Annotated in this window: 14 protein-coding genes; 11 read left to right on the forward strand and 3 right to left on the reverse strand. The window is 62.4% G+C overall.

Annotated elements, in window-relative coordinates:
* Positions 1-61: 61 nt before the first annotated feature.
* The 8 genes from IHQ43_RS17635 (at position 62) to IHQ43_RS17670 (ending at position 8,600) form a co-directional block, all read left to right on the forward strand.
* Positions 62-991 carry an amidohydrolase family protein gene (locus IHQ43_RS17635; protein WP_007952852.1) on the forward strand — a complete coding sequence of 310 codons (930 nt, stop codon included), beginning with the start codon at positions 62-64 and terminating at the stop codon, positions 989-991.
* A 4-nt stretch (positions 992-995) separates the two neighbouring features.
* Positions 996-1,901: an amidohydrolase family protein gene (locus IHQ43_RS17640; protein WP_007952854.1), complete on the forward strand. Its 906-nt coding sequence runs from the start codon at positions 996-998 to the stop codon at positions 1,899-1,901.
* Positions 1,902-2,072: 171 nt separating this feature from the next.
* Positions 2,073-3,458: a UbiD family decarboxylase gene (locus IHQ43_RS17645; RefSeq protein WP_192561494.1), complete on the forward strand. Its 1,386-nt coding sequence runs from the start codon at positions 2,073-2,075 to the stop codon at positions 3,456-3,458.
* Positions 3,459-3,469: 11 nt separating this feature from the next.
* Positions 3,470-4,135: a UbiX family flavin prenyltransferase gene (locus IHQ43_RS17650; protein WP_244142295.1), complete on the forward strand. Its 666-nt coding sequence runs from the start codon at positions 3,470-3,472 to the stop codon at positions 4,133-4,135.
* A gap of 50 nt (positions 4,136-4,185) precedes the next feature.
* The gene (locus tag IHQ43_RS17655; protein WP_192561495.1) at positions 4,186-5,235 is read left to right on the forward strand and encodes a CobW family GTP-binding protein; all 1,050 of its coding nucleotides are present in this window, start codon (positions 4,186-4,188) and stop codon (positions 5,233-5,235) included.
* 248 nt (positions 5,236-5,483) lie between these two features.
* Entirely contained in the window at positions 5,484-6,839 is a 1,356-nt protein-coding gene (locus IHQ43_RS17660) for a nucleobase:cation symporter-2 family protein (protein ID WP_192561496.1), read from the forward strand.
* A gap of 12 nt (positions 6,840-6,851) precedes the next feature.
* Positions 6,852-8,240 carry an amidohydrolase family protein gene (locus IHQ43_RS17665; protein ID WP_192561497.1) on the forward strand — a complete coding sequence of 463 codons (1,389 nt, stop codon included), beginning with the start codon at positions 6,852-6,854 and terminating at the stop codon, positions 8,238-8,240.
* 150 nt (positions 8,241-8,390) lie between these two features.
* Positions 8,391-8,600, forward strand: a complete 210-nt coding sequence (locus tag IHQ43_RS17670) for a hypothetical protein (RefSeq protein ID WP_192561498.1) — start codon at positions 8,391-8,393, stop codon at positions 8,598-8,600.
* Positions 8,601-8,605: 5 nt separating this feature from the next.
* Here IHQ43_RS17670 and IHQ43_RS17675 read toward each other — a convergent pair whose 3' ends face one another.
* The 3 genes from IHQ43_RS17675 to IHQ43_RS17685 all read right to left on the reverse strand — a co-directional run bounded on the left by IHQ43_RS17675 (position 8,606) and on the right by IHQ43_RS17685 (position 12,495).
* Positions 8,606-9,526, reverse strand: a complete 921-nt coding sequence (locus tag IHQ43_RS17675) for a DHH family phosphoesterase (RefSeq protein WP_192565027.1) — start codon at positions 9,524-9,526, stop codon at positions 8,606-8,608.
* Positions 9,527-9,601: 75 nt separating this feature from the next.
* A complete protein-coding gene (locus tag IHQ43_RS17680; protein WP_192561499.1) occupies positions 9,602-10,885 on the reverse strand; it encodes a Zn-dependent hydrolase in 1,284 nt (427 codons plus the stop codon).
* Between the two features lie 125 nt (positions 10,886-11,010).
* A complete protein-coding gene (locus IHQ43_RS17685; RefSeq protein WP_192561500.1) occupies positions 11,011-12,495 on the reverse strand; it encodes an NCS1 family nucleobase:cation symporter-1 in 1,485 nt (494 codons plus the stop codon).
* Between the two features lie 622 nt (positions 12,496-13,117).
* On the opposite strand from IHQ43_RS17685, the gene hydA reads away from it, so the two are divergent.
* From hydA to preA, 3 genes are all read left to right on the forward strand, one after another.
* On the forward strand, positions 13,118-14,557 hold the full coding sequence (gene hydA, locus IHQ43_RS17690; protein WP_192561501.1) for a dihydropyrimidinase: 1,440 nt from the start codon (positions 13,118-13,120) through the stop codon (positions 14,555-14,557).
* Between the two features lie 167 nt (positions 14,558-14,724).
* Positions 14,725-16,092, forward strand: coding sequence for an NAD(P)-dependent oxidoreductase (locus IHQ43_RS17695; protein ID WP_192561502.1), 1,368 nt, complete (start codon positions 14,725-14,727; stop codon positions 16,090-16,092).
* Positions 16,093-17,367 (forward strand): NAD-dependent dihydropyrimidine dehydrogenase subunit PreA, encoded by a 1,275-nt coding sequence (gene preA, locus IHQ43_RS17700; RefSeq protein ID WP_192561503.1) that lies wholly within the window; start codon positions 16,093-16,095, stop codon positions 17,365-17,367. It abuts the gene before it with no gap.
* Position 17,368 lies beyond the last annotated feature (1 nt).

The following is a 17,368-nucleotide window of genomic DNA, read 5'->3' on the forward strand; positions in this document are numbered from 1 at the left end:
CCGGGACGTGGATGCTGTGAGCCGCAAGGCTCCCTTCCCCGCTATCAGGAGATCGACTTCAATGATCATCGATATCAGCTGCTATCCCACGGATCTCGTGGACCTCGCCTGGAGGCATGACGGTGACCCGTTCACCGGCGAGCGTCTGCTGGAGATGATGGATGGCCCGTACATGGTCAACGGCAAGCCTCGCCGCATCGACAAAGCCTTCATCCAGCCGCCGCAGGGCAACACCATTTACACCTGGACCGACGGCGAACTGTCGGGCCGCGAATCCATCGACGCCTACATGGCCTACACCCTGAAAATGGTCCAGACCTACCCGGACCGTTTCATCGGTTGCTTCGTCTACAACCCGCGCTGCGGCGTGGAAAACGGCGTCGAGGCAATCGAACGCTACGTGAAAGAGCACGGTTTCAAGATGGTGCAGATGCAGGCCAACATGCACGCCTACCGGCCTGACCGTGCGCTGGACTGGGTCCGTCCGGCCTTCGAGAAATGCGCCGAGCTGGGCATTCCGGTCAAGCTGCACACCGGCGACGGGCCTTACAGCATCCCGTCGGAATGGGTGCCGATGATCAAGGAATTCCCCAACGTCGATTTCATCATGGCCCACTTCGGCGTGCAGACCGGCGGCGTCTATGTGTTCGAACCGATGCAGTGGGCGATGGAGTTGCCCAACGTCTATTGCGAGTCCGGCTGGTGCCTGCAATCGCGGATCGTCGAATTCGCCAAAGTCCTGCCGACCCACAAGATCCTGTTCGGCACCGACACCCCGCCGAACGAACCGGGCATGTGGCTGCGCCTGCTCGAAGTGCTGTGCCACGAGCCGCCACAGGGCCTGAACCTCGACGAGGACACCCTCGAAGACTACCTGGGCAACAACACCGCACGGATGATCGGCCTCGAGCCGTCCCCGCCGCCGCGTTCCGTTTCCGAAGCAGAGGCGCAACTCAAGCGCCCCGTCACCACCCAACTGGCCAGGAGCTGAACCGATGATCATCGACACCCATCTGCACCCCACCAACCTGGTCGACGAGGCCTGGCGCCACACCGGCGAACCGTTCACCGGCGAGCGCATGCTCAAACTGATGGACGGCCCGTACATGATCAACGGCAAGCCGCGCCGGATCGACATGGGTTTCATCCAGCCGCCACCGGGCAACACCGGTTATCGCGACGGCAACCGCCGTGGCCGCGAGGGCGTGCGCGACTACATGTCCTACGTCGCCGAACTGTGCGTGAAGTACCCGGACCGTTTCATCGGCAACTTCAACTTCAATCCGCGCTGGGGACCGGAAAACGGTGCGGCAGAGCTGGAATTCCACATCAAGGAATACGGCTTCAAGATGCTCAAGCTGCACGCCAACATGCACGGCTATCGCCCGGATCGCGCACTTGACTGGCTGCGTCCGGCGATGAAGGTCTGCGCCAAATACAACATCGTGGTGCTGATCCATACCGGCGACGGCCCGTACACCATTCCGACGATGTTCTACCCGATCATCCGCGAGTTCCCGATGGTCAATTTCATCATCGGCCACTTCGGCATCCAGACCGGGGGCAACTACTCGTTCGAGGCGTTCTGGATGGCGATGGACACGCCGAACGTGTACTGCGAATCCGGCTGGTGCTTCCAGTCGCGGATCGTCGAGTTCGCCAAGGAGCTGCCGCGCAACAAGATCGTGTTCGGTACCGACTCACCGCCGAACGAACCGGGCATGTGGCTGCGCGAGCTGGAAGTGTTGTGCTCGCCGGCGCCGCAGGGCCTGGGGATCGACGAGGATCACCTTGAGGATTACCTGGGCAACAACATCGCCCGGTTGTGCGGGATCGAACCGACCCCGCCGCCGAAGGATCTGGCCGAGGCGGACATTCGTCTGACCACGACCTACCTATAGACACAAAACCTGTGGGAGCGAGCTTGCTCCCACAGGGATCAGTGTCACAACAGTAAACAGCGACTTTACAGGCGCGAAGATGACCCGGCGTTCGCTCGACCGGCAGGCCAACGGCTTGTCGATCGAACGCCAGCCTCACCCCTGCGTGCCTGCTTTTTACGAGGTGAAACCATGACCCGTTCGACGCTCGGCGACTCTCAGGACTTTCACGTATTCATCGACGCCTATCGCCGCCAGTACCCGGACGATGTGCTGACCATCACCCACCCTCTTTCCGCCGATCAGGACGTCACCGCCCTGGTCGATGCCCTCGCCACTCAGGGCCGCGATCCGCTGCTGATCTGCGAAAACGTCGGCAACCTCGGCGTGCCGGTGGCGACCAATCTGTTCGCCTCCCGCCGACGTATCGCCCGGCTGTTCGGCGTCAGTGCCGCGCAGTTGCACGAAACCTTCCAGACCCGCGCCAACCAGCCGATCGCGCCACGCTACGTCGAAACCGGCCCGATACTCGACGAAGTGTTCGAGGGCGAAGCGCTGGACCTGGCGCTGCTGCCGATGCTCAAGCATTTCGACAGTGATCGTGGCCCCTACATCACCAACGCGATCATCATCGCCGAGGACCCGCAGACCGGCATCGCCAACATGAGCTATCACCGCTCGATGCGTCACGCCCGTCAGGCCCTGGCCACCAGCCTGCACTCGCGCGGGCACCTGTGGCGGATGTTGCAGACCGCCCGTGAACGCGGCGAAGAATTGCGCGTGGCCATGGTGGTCGGCGCGCACCCGCTGTTCATGCTCGCCGCCGCTGCACGTTTGCCCTACGGCAGCGATGAACGCGCAGTGGCCGGCGGGCTGTTCGGTGCGCCGCTGGAGCTTGTGAAGACCCCGCGCTACGGCATCGGTGTTCCGGCTCACGCCGAGTTTGTGCTCGAAGGCGCGATAGACCCGACGGCCTATGCCGAAGAAGGCCCGTTCGGCGAATTCAGCGGTTATTCCTCGGATCGCTCGACCAACAACGTGCTGCGCGTCGACACCCTGTTGCGGCGCAAGGACGCGTGGCTGGTGGACGTGATGGGCGGGCGCTACGCCGAGCACCTGACCCTGGCGCGACTGCCCCGCGAAGCGGAAATGAGCGAGAAGCTCAAGGCGCGCTTCCCCGCCGTCACCGCCGTGCATTACCCGAACTCCGGCACGCATTTTCATTGCTACGTGGCGCTGGACCAGAGCCGCGACGGCGAGGCCCGGCAGATCATGCTGGCCCTGCTCGGCTGGGATCCGTACCTGAAAACCGTGATCGCGGTGGACAGCGATATCGACCTCACCGACGACAGCCAAGTGCTGTGGGCACTGGCCACGCATTTCCAGCCGCACCTCGACATCTTCACCATCGACGGTTTGCCCGGCAGTCCGCTGGACCCTTCGTCCTCGGTCAATGGCACTACTTCGCGCATGGGTCTGGATGCCACGCGCGGCTCGGGGTTTGACGGGATCAAGGCGCAGCTCGATCAGGACGTACTCGAACGTGCCCGGCAACTGCTTGAAGGTCTGCCATCGTGAACCGTCAGCGGATGGTGGTCGGCATCAGTGGCGCGTCCGGCTTTATCTACGGCGCGCGCCTGCTGGAGTTGCTGGTCGAGCTGAACATCGAAAGCCACCTGATCATCAGCCGCGCCGCGCTGCTGACCATGGCCCACGAAACCGACTACAAACTGGCGGACGTCACCGCCCTCGCCAGCCATTACCACCGCGCCGATGACGTGGCCGCCGGGATCGCCAGCGGTTCGTTCCGCTGCCTGGGCATGGTGGTTGCGCCGTGCTCGATGCGCACCCTGGCGGAGATCGCCACCGGCACGTCGTCGGGGCTGATCGGCCGCGCCGCCGACGTCACCCTCAAGGAACGCCGCACCCTGGTGCTGATGGCCCGCGAAACACCGCTGACCCTCGCCCACCTGCGCAACATGACCGCCGTCACCGAGATGGGCGGCATCATCGCCCCGCCGGTCCCGGCCTTCTACGCCCGCCCCGACAGCCTGGCGCAAATGGTCGACCACAGCCTCGGCCGCGTCCTCGACCTGTTCGGCCTCGATGCCGGCGTCGCCCGACGATGGCGAGAACACACAAAAACCTGTGGGAGCGAGCTTGGTCCGGGCGGCGATCCGACGAAAGCGGTAAGCCAGTCACCATCACTGCTGAATGACACACCGCTATCGCGAGCAAGCTCGCTCCCACAGTAAAGCGTCATCACTCAATTCATCGTGCACCGGTAATCACCAAGGAGCCTCACATGAACACCCCCTTCAACGCCCCGACCCCGAACACCAAAATCCCGGTCACCATCCTCACCGGGTTCCTCGGTGCCGGCAAAACCACCCTGCTCAATTACATCCTCAAGGAGAACCATGGCCGCAAGATCGCGGTGATCGAAAACGAGTTCGGCGAGGTCGGCATCGACGGCGATCTGGTGCTCAGTTCCGAGACCGAAGAAATCTACGAAATGGTCAACGGCTGCGTCTGCTGCACCGCCGAGGTTCGCGAGGATCTGGTGCGCATCGTCCGCGAACTGGTGGCGCGCCCGGTGCGGCTCGACCACATTCTGATCGAGACCAGCGGTCTGGCCGACCCGTACCCGGTGGCCCAGAGTTTCTTCATCAACGACCCGATCGCCGAGGAAGTCGAACTCGACGCCATCGTGACCATGGTCGATGCCAAGCACATCGCCCAGCACCTGGAAGACCTGCAACTGGACGGCGTCGACAATCAGGCGGTGGACCAGATCGTCTGCGCCGACCGCATCGTCATCAACAAGGTCGATCTGGTCAGCGCTGAAGAGGTGGAAACCCTGCGCGGCAAGATCCGTGGATTGAACGCCACGGCGGATCTGGTGACCTCGACCCACGCGCAAATCGACCTCTCGAAGATCCTCGGCATCGGTGCCTTCGAATGCACGCAGAAGCTGATGGAAATCGGCGCGGATCAGCACGATCACGATCACCACGAGCATGACCATCACGCTGAAAAGCCCGACCACGAGCACGACCCAAGCGTGTCGTCCGTGGGCATCGCCGTGGACGGCGCCGTCGACCTGATGGCCTTCCACCGCTGGATCAGCGAGTTGCGCAGTGCTCAGGCCGACAACCTGTACCGCATGAAAGGCGTGCTGGCGGTGGCCAACGAAGACCAGCGCTACGTACTGCAAGGCGTGCACAGCCTGGTGGAGTTCCGCGCCTCGACCGCGTGGGGTTCCGAGCCGCGTTCGAGCAAGATCGTGTTCATCGGCCGCGACCTGGATCGGGCGGCGCTGAACCAGGGCTTCGCCGCCTGCCTGGCCGGCTGAAACCCGGCATCGGAGCCGGTGGATGGCGGTTCCGGGCACATGAATGACTGATGCACAGTTTTTGAAAACCTCACGAAACCCTGTGGGAGCTGGCTTGCCAGCGATTGCGGTCTGTCAGCAAACAAAGATGGTGACTGATCAGCCGCCATCGCTGGCAAGCCAGCTCCCACAAGGATCGAGGCGCTCCAAAAGCGGCATCAGACGAATACCCCTCTGTACCGAATAACAACAGCTAGAGGTGATTCCCCATGTCGTCAGCCAGTTCCTCCTCCACCGTCCACCCTGTCGACCGCGTCCTGCCGGTGCGACAGATGCTCACCCTCGGCCTACAGCACATGGCCGTCTCGTACATCGGCGCCATCGCCGTGCCGTTGATTGTCGCCAGTGCCTTGAAGATGTCCCACGCCGACACGGTGGTGCTGATCAGCACCACACTGTTCTGCTCCGGCATCGCCACCCTGTTGCAGACCGTCGGTTTCTGGAAGTTCGGCGTGCGTCTGCCGATTCTGCAGGGCGTAGCGTTCAGCAGCGTCGGGCCGGTGATCGCCATCGGCAGCAACCCGGAGGTGGGATTCGCCGGGGTCTGCGGGGCGGTGATCGGTGCGGGGATTTTCACCATGTTGATCGCGCCGTTCGTAGGCCGCTTGCGGCGGTTTTTCCCGCCCGTGGTGACCGGTTGCATTGTCACGGTGATCGGTTTGCAGCTGTTCCCGATTGCCTATGAATGGGTCGGCGGCGGGCGCAACGCGAGCAATTTCGGCGCGCCGGCGTTTCTCGCCGTGGCCGTGGTGGTGTTGCTGACCATCCTGCTGGTCAACCGTTATGGCAGCCCGTTGCTGCGCAACATGGCGGTGCTGGTGGGGATGCTGGTGGGCGCCGGTCTGGCTTACGGCCTGGGCATGGGCAACTTTCACAGCGTCGAGGACGCGCCGTGGCTGACCGTGCCCTACCCGTTCTATTTCGGTCTGCCGACTTTCAGCCTGATCCCCATCGCCACGATGGTGGTGGTGATGATCGTGCAGATGGTCGAGTCCATGGGGCTGTTCGTGGCCATCGGCGACATCGTCGACAAACCGGTTGAAGACAAGCAGGTGATCAACGGCCTGCGCGCCAATGGCTTGGCCAGCACCATCGCCGGGATGTTCGCCGCGTTTCCGTTCATTGCCTTCATGGAGAACGTCGGGCTGGTGATCCTGACCGGCGTGCGCAGCCGCTGGGTGGTGGCGGTCAGCGGTCTGCTGATGTGCTCGATTGCGCTGGTGCCGAAAGCCGGGGCGATCATCGCCTCGATGCCGACCGCCGCACTGGGCGGTGCCGGCATCGCCATGTTCGGCGTGGTCGCGGCGGCCGGGATACAGACCCTGGCCAAGGTCGACTACGAGCGCAATCGCTACAACGTGCTGATCGTCGGTTTCACCATCGCCGCCGCCCTGGTGCCGGTGCTCGCCCCGACCCTGTTCAAACAACTGCCCGAGTGGTCACAGCCGTTCCTGCACAGCAGCGTGGTCATCGCCTGCCTGGTGTCGGTGCTGCTCAACGCGGCGCTCAATGGCGTCAGCGTGCCAGAAACCACAGCCGGCAAATCCGCCTCGCACATCCTCTGACTGGAGCTGCCCATGACTCGACTTCAAAACATCCTGATCAAAAATCCCGTGGCGGTGATGACCGGCCTGCGCGGCCCCCGTGCCCGGGCCGGCGCCGTGGACATCCGCGTGGTCAACGGCCGGATCGCGGAAATGGCCGCCAACCTTGAACCGCAACCCGGTGAGCGAGTGATCGACGCGCGTAATTCGGTGGTCTATCCGGGCTGGATCAACACCCACCACCACCTGTTCCAGAACCTGCTCAAAGCGGTGCCCGAAGGCTTGAATCAGGACCTGCAAGGCTGGCTGGCCAGCGTGCCCTATCCGCGCCTGAACCGTTTTACCCCACAACTGGCGCGGATCGCCGCACGGCTGGGGATGGTCGAGTTGCTGCTGTCCGGCGTCACCACCTGCGCCGATCACCACTACCTCTACCACGCCCACGGCAGCACCGAGACCGGCGACCTGCTGTTCGACCTCGCCGAGGAATTCGGCCTGCGTTTCGTGCTCTGCCGTGGCGGTGCACTGGAGTCGGCCAGCGCGCATCCGGGCTTCTCGAAAACCGCGCTGCAACCGGAATCCCTGGAGCAGATGGTCGGCGATATCGAACGGCTGAAATCGCGCTACCACCAGGACACCCCGGATGCCCTGCGCCGGGTGGTCGTGGCGCCGACCACGCCGACCTTCTCGCTGCCGCCAACGCTGTTGCGCGAACTCGCGCACACCGCCCGAGGCATGGGACTGCGCCTGCACACGCACCTGTCGGAAACCGAGAACTACGTGAATTTCTGCCGCGACAAATACAACTGCCTGCCAGTGGAGTTCGTCGCCGAACACGAATGGCTCGGCCCGGACGTCTGGTTCGCCCACGCCGTGCACCTGCAACCGGGGGAAATACGCATGCTCGCCCAGACCGGCACCGGCGTCTCCCACTGCCCCGTCAGCAACGCCCGGCTGGGCAGCGGCGTCGCGCCGATCCCGCAAATGTACGAGGCCGGCGTACCGATCTCCCTCGGCGTCGACGGCGTGGCCTCCAACGAATCCGGGAGCATGGTCGGCGAAGCCAACACCGCGTGGCTGATCCATCGTGCCGAACAAGGCGCCTCAGCCACCACCGCCGAAGACGTCATCCACTGGGGCACGGCCGGCGGCGCACAAGTGCTCGGCCTCGGCGCAGTCGGCACGCTGGAAGTCGGACAGGCAGCGGATCTGGTGATCTACAGCCTCGACCATCCAAGGTTCTACGGCTTCCACGACAGCGCCGTCGCCCCGGTCGTCGCGGGTGAGCCGACTGCCGTGAAATACAGCCTGGTGGGTGGGCGGATTGTCGTCGATGACGGCGTGATTCCAGGGCTGGATATCGAGCGGATGCGGGCCGAGGCCTGGGAGGGTGTGCAGGCGATGATGAAGGTCGATGACTGATGAAAATTCGGTGGGAGCGGCGGTGCGACGATTCGCCTCGTCAGCTCCCACCGGCAGCATTAGCGCCCTGCGCTTTTGTCGACTAACGTTAGTACCTCATCGGATTGAGCCCCTGCCAGTGACACCGGGCTCTTGATCAAGGAGAGACTGATGACATCCAACCGCCTCATCGAACAGACCTATCGCACCTGGTCCAGCCCCATCCTGCTGGAGCTGAAAAAGCGCGAGCACGAGATGGCGCCGGCCGAACGCCAGGCGCTCGAGAATGTGTTGGTGGAAAGACGATTGCTGGATGTTGGCAATCCCAAAGGTGTTGAACGGCGTAAGAGTGCGTCGAGTAAAACCGACAATCCCGGGTAATCACTTCACCCGCCTGAGTTTGCGTTCAGCCCCAGGTTAAGTAGCTCCTTGCGCAAGATCGAGGGTTTTAGAACGGCCAATCCAGCCTGCCATCCCATCGGCAGCAAACCAGTCAATTTCTGCTGGCTGATCACGGGTTCGGCCAGCAAACAACTTTTGCGTTGGCTGATACTGATGACGTTCAGCAACCAGTCATCACCCTGCCCGTCCATCCAGCGGCAAATCTCGCTGCAATACTTTTCGATCAACGCATCTGCGTCCCACACGGTCATCTGCGCGAAAACCGCGGGCAACCGGCTTTCGGGTTTCATGCGTTTGAGATCGGCGGCCAACGCAGCGGATATGTCTGATTCGATGGTTGCCTGACATTCGAGAAAATATTGCTCGGGCCACTCTGCCGTGAGTTGCCCGTGGGGCGCGAGCTCGGCGTAGGCGTCAATGTCCGCCGTCGTGGTCATCTGCCCGGTGAAATTCAGCGTGTTGTCCAAAATCGCCGTGGCCAGCAGCGCGGCGCTTTGCTCGCTGATCCTCGACAGCAATCCTGCGGCTTTCCAGCGCTGGAAAACCTGGGTCGCCGCTGCGCCGATCGGGCGGATATCGGCGACAGATCCGAGCTTCTGCGCCCAATGGTTTTCGAAGCCTGGATGATGGTCGATGACTTCCACCACCCGATCGAGCGCGACCATCGGGTCGAAATGGTGATAATCGGAGACGTCGACCAGCACAAACTCGTCGCTGGGTGTCGGGCGGTAATCGTCCAGAACAGCGCCCCAGCCGAGCACTGTCTTCGAAACACTGGCATTGGGTTGTGCGCTGCTGACGGCGCGGGCGGGCATGCCTTGCAGGTTGAGCAGTTCGGCGTAGGCGATGCAGCAGGCGTAGGCGTCGATGTCTAGATACGCCGAGCCGGAGGTGATGACTTTGATGGGCGACATTGCGCGTCCTGACTTCCTTTTTCAGGGGCGGCAACGTCGCACATTTTCATGAACGATTGATGAACATCACGCAGCGCGTTGCCCCCCGGCCACCGACGCCGAAGCCGCCAGCATTGCCCGCAGCAACACCGCACACCCGGCCGCGAGATCATCCGGCGCGGCGTTTTCGATTTCGTTGTGGCTGATACCGCCTTCGCACGGCACGAAGATCATCCCGGCCGGGCCCAGTTCGGCGAGGAAAATAGCGTCGTGGCCGGCGCCGCTGACGATGTCCATGTGCGACAGGCCCAGCCCTTTGGCGGCGCCGCGCACGGCTTCGACACAGCCTTTCTCGAAGTACAGCGGCGGGAAGTCGGCGGTCGGGGTCAGTTCATAGGTCAGGCCGTGTTCTTCGCAGGTGGTTTCTATGACTTGCTTGACCTCGGCGATCATCGAGTCAAGGCGTGCCGGCTCCAGATGCCGGAAGTCCAGGGTCATGCGCACCTCGCCGGGGATGACGTTGCGCGAGCCCGGATAGGCTTGCAGGCAACCGACGGTGCCGCAGGCGTGGGGTTGGTGGCCGAGGGCCGCGCGATTGACCGCTCCCACGATCACCGAAGCGCCGACCAGAGCGTCCTTGCGCAGGTGCATCGGGGTCGGGCCGGCGTGGGCTTCGACGCCACGCAGTTTCAGGTCGAACCACTTCTGCCCCAGTGCGCCGAGCACTACGCCGATGGTTTTCTGCTCGTCTTCAAGGATCGGGCCTTGCTCAATGTGTGCCTCGAAATAGGCGCCGACCTTGTGCCCGCTGACTTTGCGCGGCCCGGCGTAGCCGATGGCGTTCAGCGCTTCGCCGACGGTAACGCCGTCGGCATCGACCTTGGCCAGGGTTTCTTCGAGGGTGAATTTTTCGGCGAACACGCCGGAGCCCATCATGCACGGAGCGAAGCGCGAGCCTTCTTCATTGGTCCAGACCACCACTTCCAGCGGCGCCTCGGTTTCCACGCCGAGGTCGTTTAGGGTGCGCAGCACTTCGACCCCGGCCAGCACGCCGAAGCAGCCGTCGAACTTGCCGCCGGTGGGCTGGGTGTCGATGTGGCTGCCGGTCATTACCGGTGGCAGGCTCGGGTTACGGCCGGGGCGACGGGCAAAGATGTTGCCAACTTCATCGACCGTGACGCTGCAACCGGCGTCCTTGCACCACTGCACGAACAGGTCGCGGGCCTGGCGGTCGAGGTCGGTCAGGGCCAGACGACAGACCCCGCCCTTGACTGTGGCGCCGAGCTTGGCCAGCTCCATGAGCGACGCCCACAAGCGGTCGCGGTTGATGTGCTGATGGGTCGATTGCAGAACGTCTACGGCTGCGTTCATGGGGATCTCCTCAGGCTGCTAGTTCCCACGCTCTGCGTGGGAATTCATCCATGGACGCTCTGCGTCCGCTTTGGGGACGCGGAGCGTCCCGGGCTGCATTCCCACGCAGAGCGTGGGAACGATCATTACGAGGGTGCTTTGGCCATGGCCGGGTTACCGCGCATCGCGCACAACCCGTAATAGATCAACCCGCCCAGCGCCGAGCCGGTGAACCAGCCGTAGCTGTAAAACCAGCTGAACGCATCGCTGCCAAGCGACAACAAGGTCAGCACCACCGGCACGCCGAACGCGATGAACCCGGCCAGGTTCCACGCCGGGTACACGTCGTCGCGGTACAGGCCGGCCAGGTCCAGTTGCTGTTTCTTGATCAGGAAATAATCCACCACCATGATCCCGGCAATCGGCCCGAGCAGGCTGGAATAGCCCAGCAGCCAGTTCGAATACACGGTTTCCAGGCTGACATCGGAAACGATCAACCCGAGTTTCTTCAGCAGTTCATGGCCCATCAGCGCCAGCCCGACGAACCCGGTGAGAATCACCGCTTTGGTGCGGTTGATCACCTTGGGCGCGATGTTCTGGAAGTCGTTGGTCGGCGAGACAATGTTGGCGGCGGTATTGGTCGACAGCGTGGCGATAATGATCAGCGCCATGGCCACCGCGACCCACACCGGGCTCTGAATATGACCGATCAACGTCACCGGATCGGAGACGCTGACGCCCACCAGTTTCACCGAAGCGGCAGTCATCACCACGCCCAGTGCGGCGAACAGGAACATGGTCAGCGGCAGACCGAAAATCTGCCCGAGGATCTGATCCTTCTGGCTGCGGGCATACCGGCTGAAGTCGGGAATGTTCAGCGACAGGGTGGCCCAGAAACCGACCATCGCCGTCAGCCCGGCGGCGAAGTAACTGACCACACTCGCGCCCTCGGGACGCTTCGGCGCAATTGCCAGCAACTCAGTCATCGACACATTCGGCATGGCCCACACCAGCAACCCGATGCCGACCGCCACCAGCAGCGGTGCCGACAGGGTTTCCAGCCATTTGATCGACTCGGCGCCACGGATCACCACCCACAGATTCAGCGTCCAGAAGATCATGAAACCGATCACCTCTCCCGTTCCGCCGAGTGATTTCCAGCCTTCAAATACCGAGCCGAGAAACAGGTGAATCGCCAGTCCGCCAAACATGGTCTGGATACCGAACCAGCCGCACGCGACAAGCGCGCGGATCAGGCACGGCACGTTGGAGCCGAGGATCCCGAACGAAGAACGCAGCAGCACCGGAAACGGAATCCCGTATTTGGTGCCGGGGAACGCGTTGAGCGTCAGGGGAATGAGAACGATGACGTTGGCAAACAGAATCGCCAGCAAGGCCTCGCCGACGCTCAGGCCGAAATACGCGGTGAGCACACCACCCAGGGTGTAGGTCGGCACACAGATCGACATGCCGACCCACAGTGCAGTGATGTGCCATTTGTTCCAGGTTCGTTCGCGCACCTTGGTCGGTGCCATGTCGTGGTTGTAACGGGGACTGTCGAGGACGTCGCTACCGGCTTCGAGTTCGAACAAGCCGTCGCGCTCGGTCACTTGCGATCTGTTCTGTTGCATGGCCGCTCCACTGTTCTTCTGATTATTTTTCTGCTCATCAGGCGGCTGCACACGCAGGTGCGAGCCGGACGATGGCCGGAGGAACTGACAACTTTCATGCACCGGCCATGGTGTCAGCGGCGGCATCAATAAACGTGCCGGGGGAACCGCTTGGCGCCAGGGCAGTGCTTTCCATTTCCTGCAACTTACTGATGTTTATCAGTTTTAATTATTCACCTTGTGAGGCCGCGAAAAACTTGACTGAACACTCAGGCTAAATGCCAGGCAAGTTGTCCGAACTGTCAGGACTCAATCTGGTGCACTGCATTATTTTTCTTCAGGACGCCCCACTCTCCGCTCAACTTCAAGCGGCTGATTTCACATAGGAAATCTTGACCATATTTCCATCCTGTCAAGTGCGTCAAAATGGTGAAGCGCCTCACCATTTTGGTGATTTTGTATTTTTATCTTTATTTTTCAGATATTTAAAACGGTCATAAGCTTATAAAAAATAATCTTGATCAATTGCAGAACTGCGACTAGCGTCTATTCCTGACAGCGCTGACAAGATTACCCATTTGGCGCTGCAAACAATAAAACACTAGAACCGGCACAAGTCGGTCATGCCTGCGAGGAACTCGGAATGTCTCTGTTGATCCGTGGCGCCACCGTTGTTACCCATGATGAAAGTTACCGCGCCGATGTCTATTGCGCTGACGGCGTGATCAAAGCCATTGGTGAAAACCTCGATATTCCCGCCGGCGCCGAAGTGCTCGACGGCAGCGGCCAGTACCTGATGCCCGGCGGCATCGATCCGCACACCCACATGCAACTCCCGTTCATGGGCACCGTGGCCAGCGAAGACTTCTACAGCGGCACCGCCGCAGGCCTGGCCGGCGGCACCACCTCGATCATCGATTTCGTGATTCCCAATCCGCAGCAGTCGCTGCTTGAAGCCTTTCACCAGTGGCGCGGCTGGGCGGAAAAATCCGCGTCCGACTACGGCTTTCACGTCGCGATCACCTGGTGGAGTGAACAGGTGCGCGAGGAAATGGCCGAGCTGGTCAGCCATCACGGGATCAACAGCTTCAAACATTTCATGGCCTACAAGAACGCGATCATGGCCGCCGACGACACGCTGGTGGCGAGCTTCGAGCGCTGCCTGGAACTTGGCGCGGTGCCGACCGTGCACGCGGAAAACGGCGAACTGGTCTATCACCTGCAACGCAAGTTGATGGCCCAGGGCATCACCGGGCCGGAAGCGCACCCGCTGTCACGGCCCTCACAGGTTGAAGGCGAGGCCGCGAGCCGGGCGATCCGTATCGCTGAAACCATCGGCACGCCGCTGTACCTGGTGCACGTCTCGACCAAGGAGGCCCTCGACGAAATCACCTACGCCCGCAGCAAGGGTCAACCGGTCTACGGCGAAGTGCTGGCCGGGCATCTGCTACTGGACGACAGCGTCTATCAACACCCGGACTGGCAGACCGCCGCCGGTTACGTGATGAGCCCGCCGTTCCGTCCGCGCGGGCATCAGGAGGCGCTGTGGCATGGTTTGCAAAGCGGCAATCTGCACACCACCGCCACCGACCATTGCTGCTTCTGTGCCGAACAAAAAGCCGCCGGCCGCGACGACTTCAGCAAGATCCCCAACGGCACCGCCGGCATCGAAGACCGCATGGCGGTGTTGTGGGATGAAGGGGTGAACTCGGGGCGGTTGTCGATGCAGGACTTCGTCGCCCTCACCTCCACCAACACTGCGAAGATCTTCAACCTCTACCCGCGCAAGGGCGCGATCCGCGTCGGCGCCGATGCCGACCTGGTGCTGTGGGACCCGCAAGGCACCCGCACCATCTCCGCCAAGACCCACCATCAGCAGGTGGACTTCAACATCTTCGAAGGCAAGACCGTACGCGGTGTACCTAGCCATACCGTCAGCCAGGGCCGGGTGGTCTGGGCCGACGGCGACCTGCGCGCTGAGCGCGGGGCAGGCCGGTATATCGAACGGCCGGCGTATCCGGCGGTGTTTGATTTGCTGAGCAAACGGGCTGAGCAACATAAGCCTACTGCTGTGAAACGCTGAAAGCGGCCTTCGGCCGCATCGCTGGCAAGCCAGCTCCCACAGGAATCCAGGGCGTTCATAAACCCCTGTGGGAGCGGGCTTGCCCGCGATGAGGCCAGTTCAGGCAACACAAAAAACCACTGCCCGACAGAGGCAGAAAACCTCAATTAACCGTGAGGCAAAAAACCGTGATCGAGACCCTGAACCATCTCCCGCACCCGCACGAAAGTGCGGCCGCCCTCGCCGGCCATTTCACCGATCTGGCGCCGCCGCTCAACGACCGTCAGGCACATCTGGAAGCCTCGCGCTGCCTGTATTGCTACGACGCGCCGTGCGTGAATGCGTGCCCGAGCGAGATCGACATCCCGTCGTTCATCCGCAATATCCATCAGGACAACGTGCCGGGGGCAGCGCAGAAAATCCTCTCGGCGAACATCCTCGGCGGCAGTTGCGCGCGGGTCTGCCCGACTGAAATCCTTTGCCAGCAAGCCTGCGTGCGTAACAACGCCCACGAATGTGCGCCGGTGCTGATCGGCCTGCTGCAACGCTACGCCGTGGACAACGCGCACTTCACCGAACATCCCTTCCAGCGCGCCGCCGCCACCGGCAAACGCATCGCCGTGGTCGGTGCCGGCCCGGCGGGTTTGTCCTGCGCGCATCGCAGCGCCATGCACGGTCATGACGTGGTGATTTTCGAAGCACGGGAGAAGGCTGGCGGGCTCAACGAATACGGGATCGCCAAGTACAAACTGGTCGACGACTACGCGCAGAAGGAGCTGGATTTCCTCCTGCAGATCGGCGGCATCGAAATCCGCCACGGGCAGAAACTCGGTGAAAATCTGACCCTCAGCGAACTGCATCAACAGTTCGATGCGGTATTCCTCGGCCTCGGTCTGAACGCCAGCAAGCAGCTCGGTCTGGCCCACGAAGACGCACCCGGCCTGCTCGCCGCCACCGATTACATCCGCGAACTGCGCCAGGCCGATGACCTGTCGCAACTGCCGTTGGCCGAACACTGCATCGTCCTCGGCGCCGGCAATACCGCCATCGACATGGCCGTGCAGATGGCCCGCCTCGGTGCCCGCGACGTCAATCTGGTCTATCGCCGTGGCGCGGCGGACATGGGCGCCACCGGCCATGAACAGGACATCGCCAAGGCCAATCAGGTGCGACTGCTGACCTGGGCGCAACCCGATGAAGTGCTGCTCGACGCTGAGGGCAAGGTGCGCGGCATGCGCTTCGCCCGTACGCATCTGGTGGACGGTCGCCTGCAAACCACTGGCGAAACGTTCGAGCTGGCCGCCGATGCGATCTTCAAAGCCATCGGCCAGGCCTTCGACAGCAGCGCCCTCGCCGACCCGCTGGCCCGCGAATTGAAACGTCAGGGCGAACGCATCCAGGTCGATGAAAACCTGCGCACCAGCATCCCCGGCGTGTATGCCGGCGGCGACTGCACCAGCCTCGATCAGGACCTGACCGTGCAAGCGGTGCAACACGGCAAGCGCGCCGCCGAGGCGATCAACGCTCAACTGATGCTCAATGTGGAGGCTGCGTAAATGGCCGATCTCTCGATTGTCTTCGCCGGTATCAAAGCCCCCAATCCGTTCTGGCTGGCCTCCGCGCCGCCGACCGACAAGGCCTACAACGTGGTGCGCGCCTTCGAGGCCGGCTGGGGTGGCGTGGTCTGGAAAACCCTGGGTGAAGACCCGGCGGCGGTCAACGTGTCGTCCCGCTACTCGGCGCATTACGGTGCCAACCGCGAAGTGCTGGGCATCAACAACATCGAACTGATCACCGACCGCTCGCTGGAAATCAACTTGCGGGAAATTACCCAGGTGAAGAAGGATTGGCCAGACCGCGCGCTGATCGTGTCGCTGATGGTGCCGTGCGTCGAGGAGTCGTGGAAACACATCCTGCCGCTGGTGGAAGCCACCGGCGCCGACGGCATCGAGCTTAACTTTGGTTGCCCCCACGGCATGCCCGAACGCGGCATGGGCGCGGCGGTCGGTCAGGTGCCGGAGTACGTCGAGCAGGTGACGCGCTGGTGCAAGACTTACTGCTCGCTGCCGGTGATCGTCAAACTCACGCCGAACATCACCGACATCCGCGTCGCCGCCCGCGCTGCACACCGGGGCGGTGCCGATGCGGTGTCTCTGATCAACACCATCAACTCCATCACCAGCGTCGACCTGGAACACATGGTCGCCCTGCCCACCGTCGGCAGCAAAAGCACCCACGGCGGTTATTGCGGTTCGGCGGTCAAGCCGATCGCGCTGAACATGGTCGCGGAAATCGCCCGTGATCCGCAGACCCAGGGCCTGCCGATCTGCGGCATTGGCGGCATCGGCAGCTGGCGCGACGCGGCGGAGTTCATGGCACTGGGCAGCGGCGCGGTCCAGGTGTGCACGGCGGCAATGCTCCACGGTTTCCGGATTGTCGAGGAGATGAAGGATGGCCTGTCGCGCTGGATGGACAGTCAGGGTTACGCCAATATCGCCGAGTTTTCCGGGCGCGCCGTGGGCAACACCACGGACTGGAAGTACCTGGACATCAACTATCAGGTGATCGCGAAGATCGATCAGGAGGCGTGTATCGGTTGCGGGCGTTGCCACATTGCCTGCGAGGACACGTCACACCAGGCGATCAGCAGCCTGAAACAGGCCGATGGCACGCACAAATATGAAGTGATCGATGATGAGTGTGTGGGGTGCAATCTGTGCCAGATCACCTGCCCGGTGGCGGACTGCATCGAGATGGTGCCCATGGAGACGGGCAAGCCGTTTCTGGACTGGAATCATGATCCGAGGAATCCGTATCACGTTGCCGTTTAGA

This window comes from Pseudomonas gozinkensis (assembly GCF_014863585.1).
Classification (GTDB): Bacteria; Pseudomonadota; Gammaproteobacteria; order Pseudomonadales; family Pseudomonadaceae; genus Aquipseudomonas; species Aquipseudomonas gozinkensis.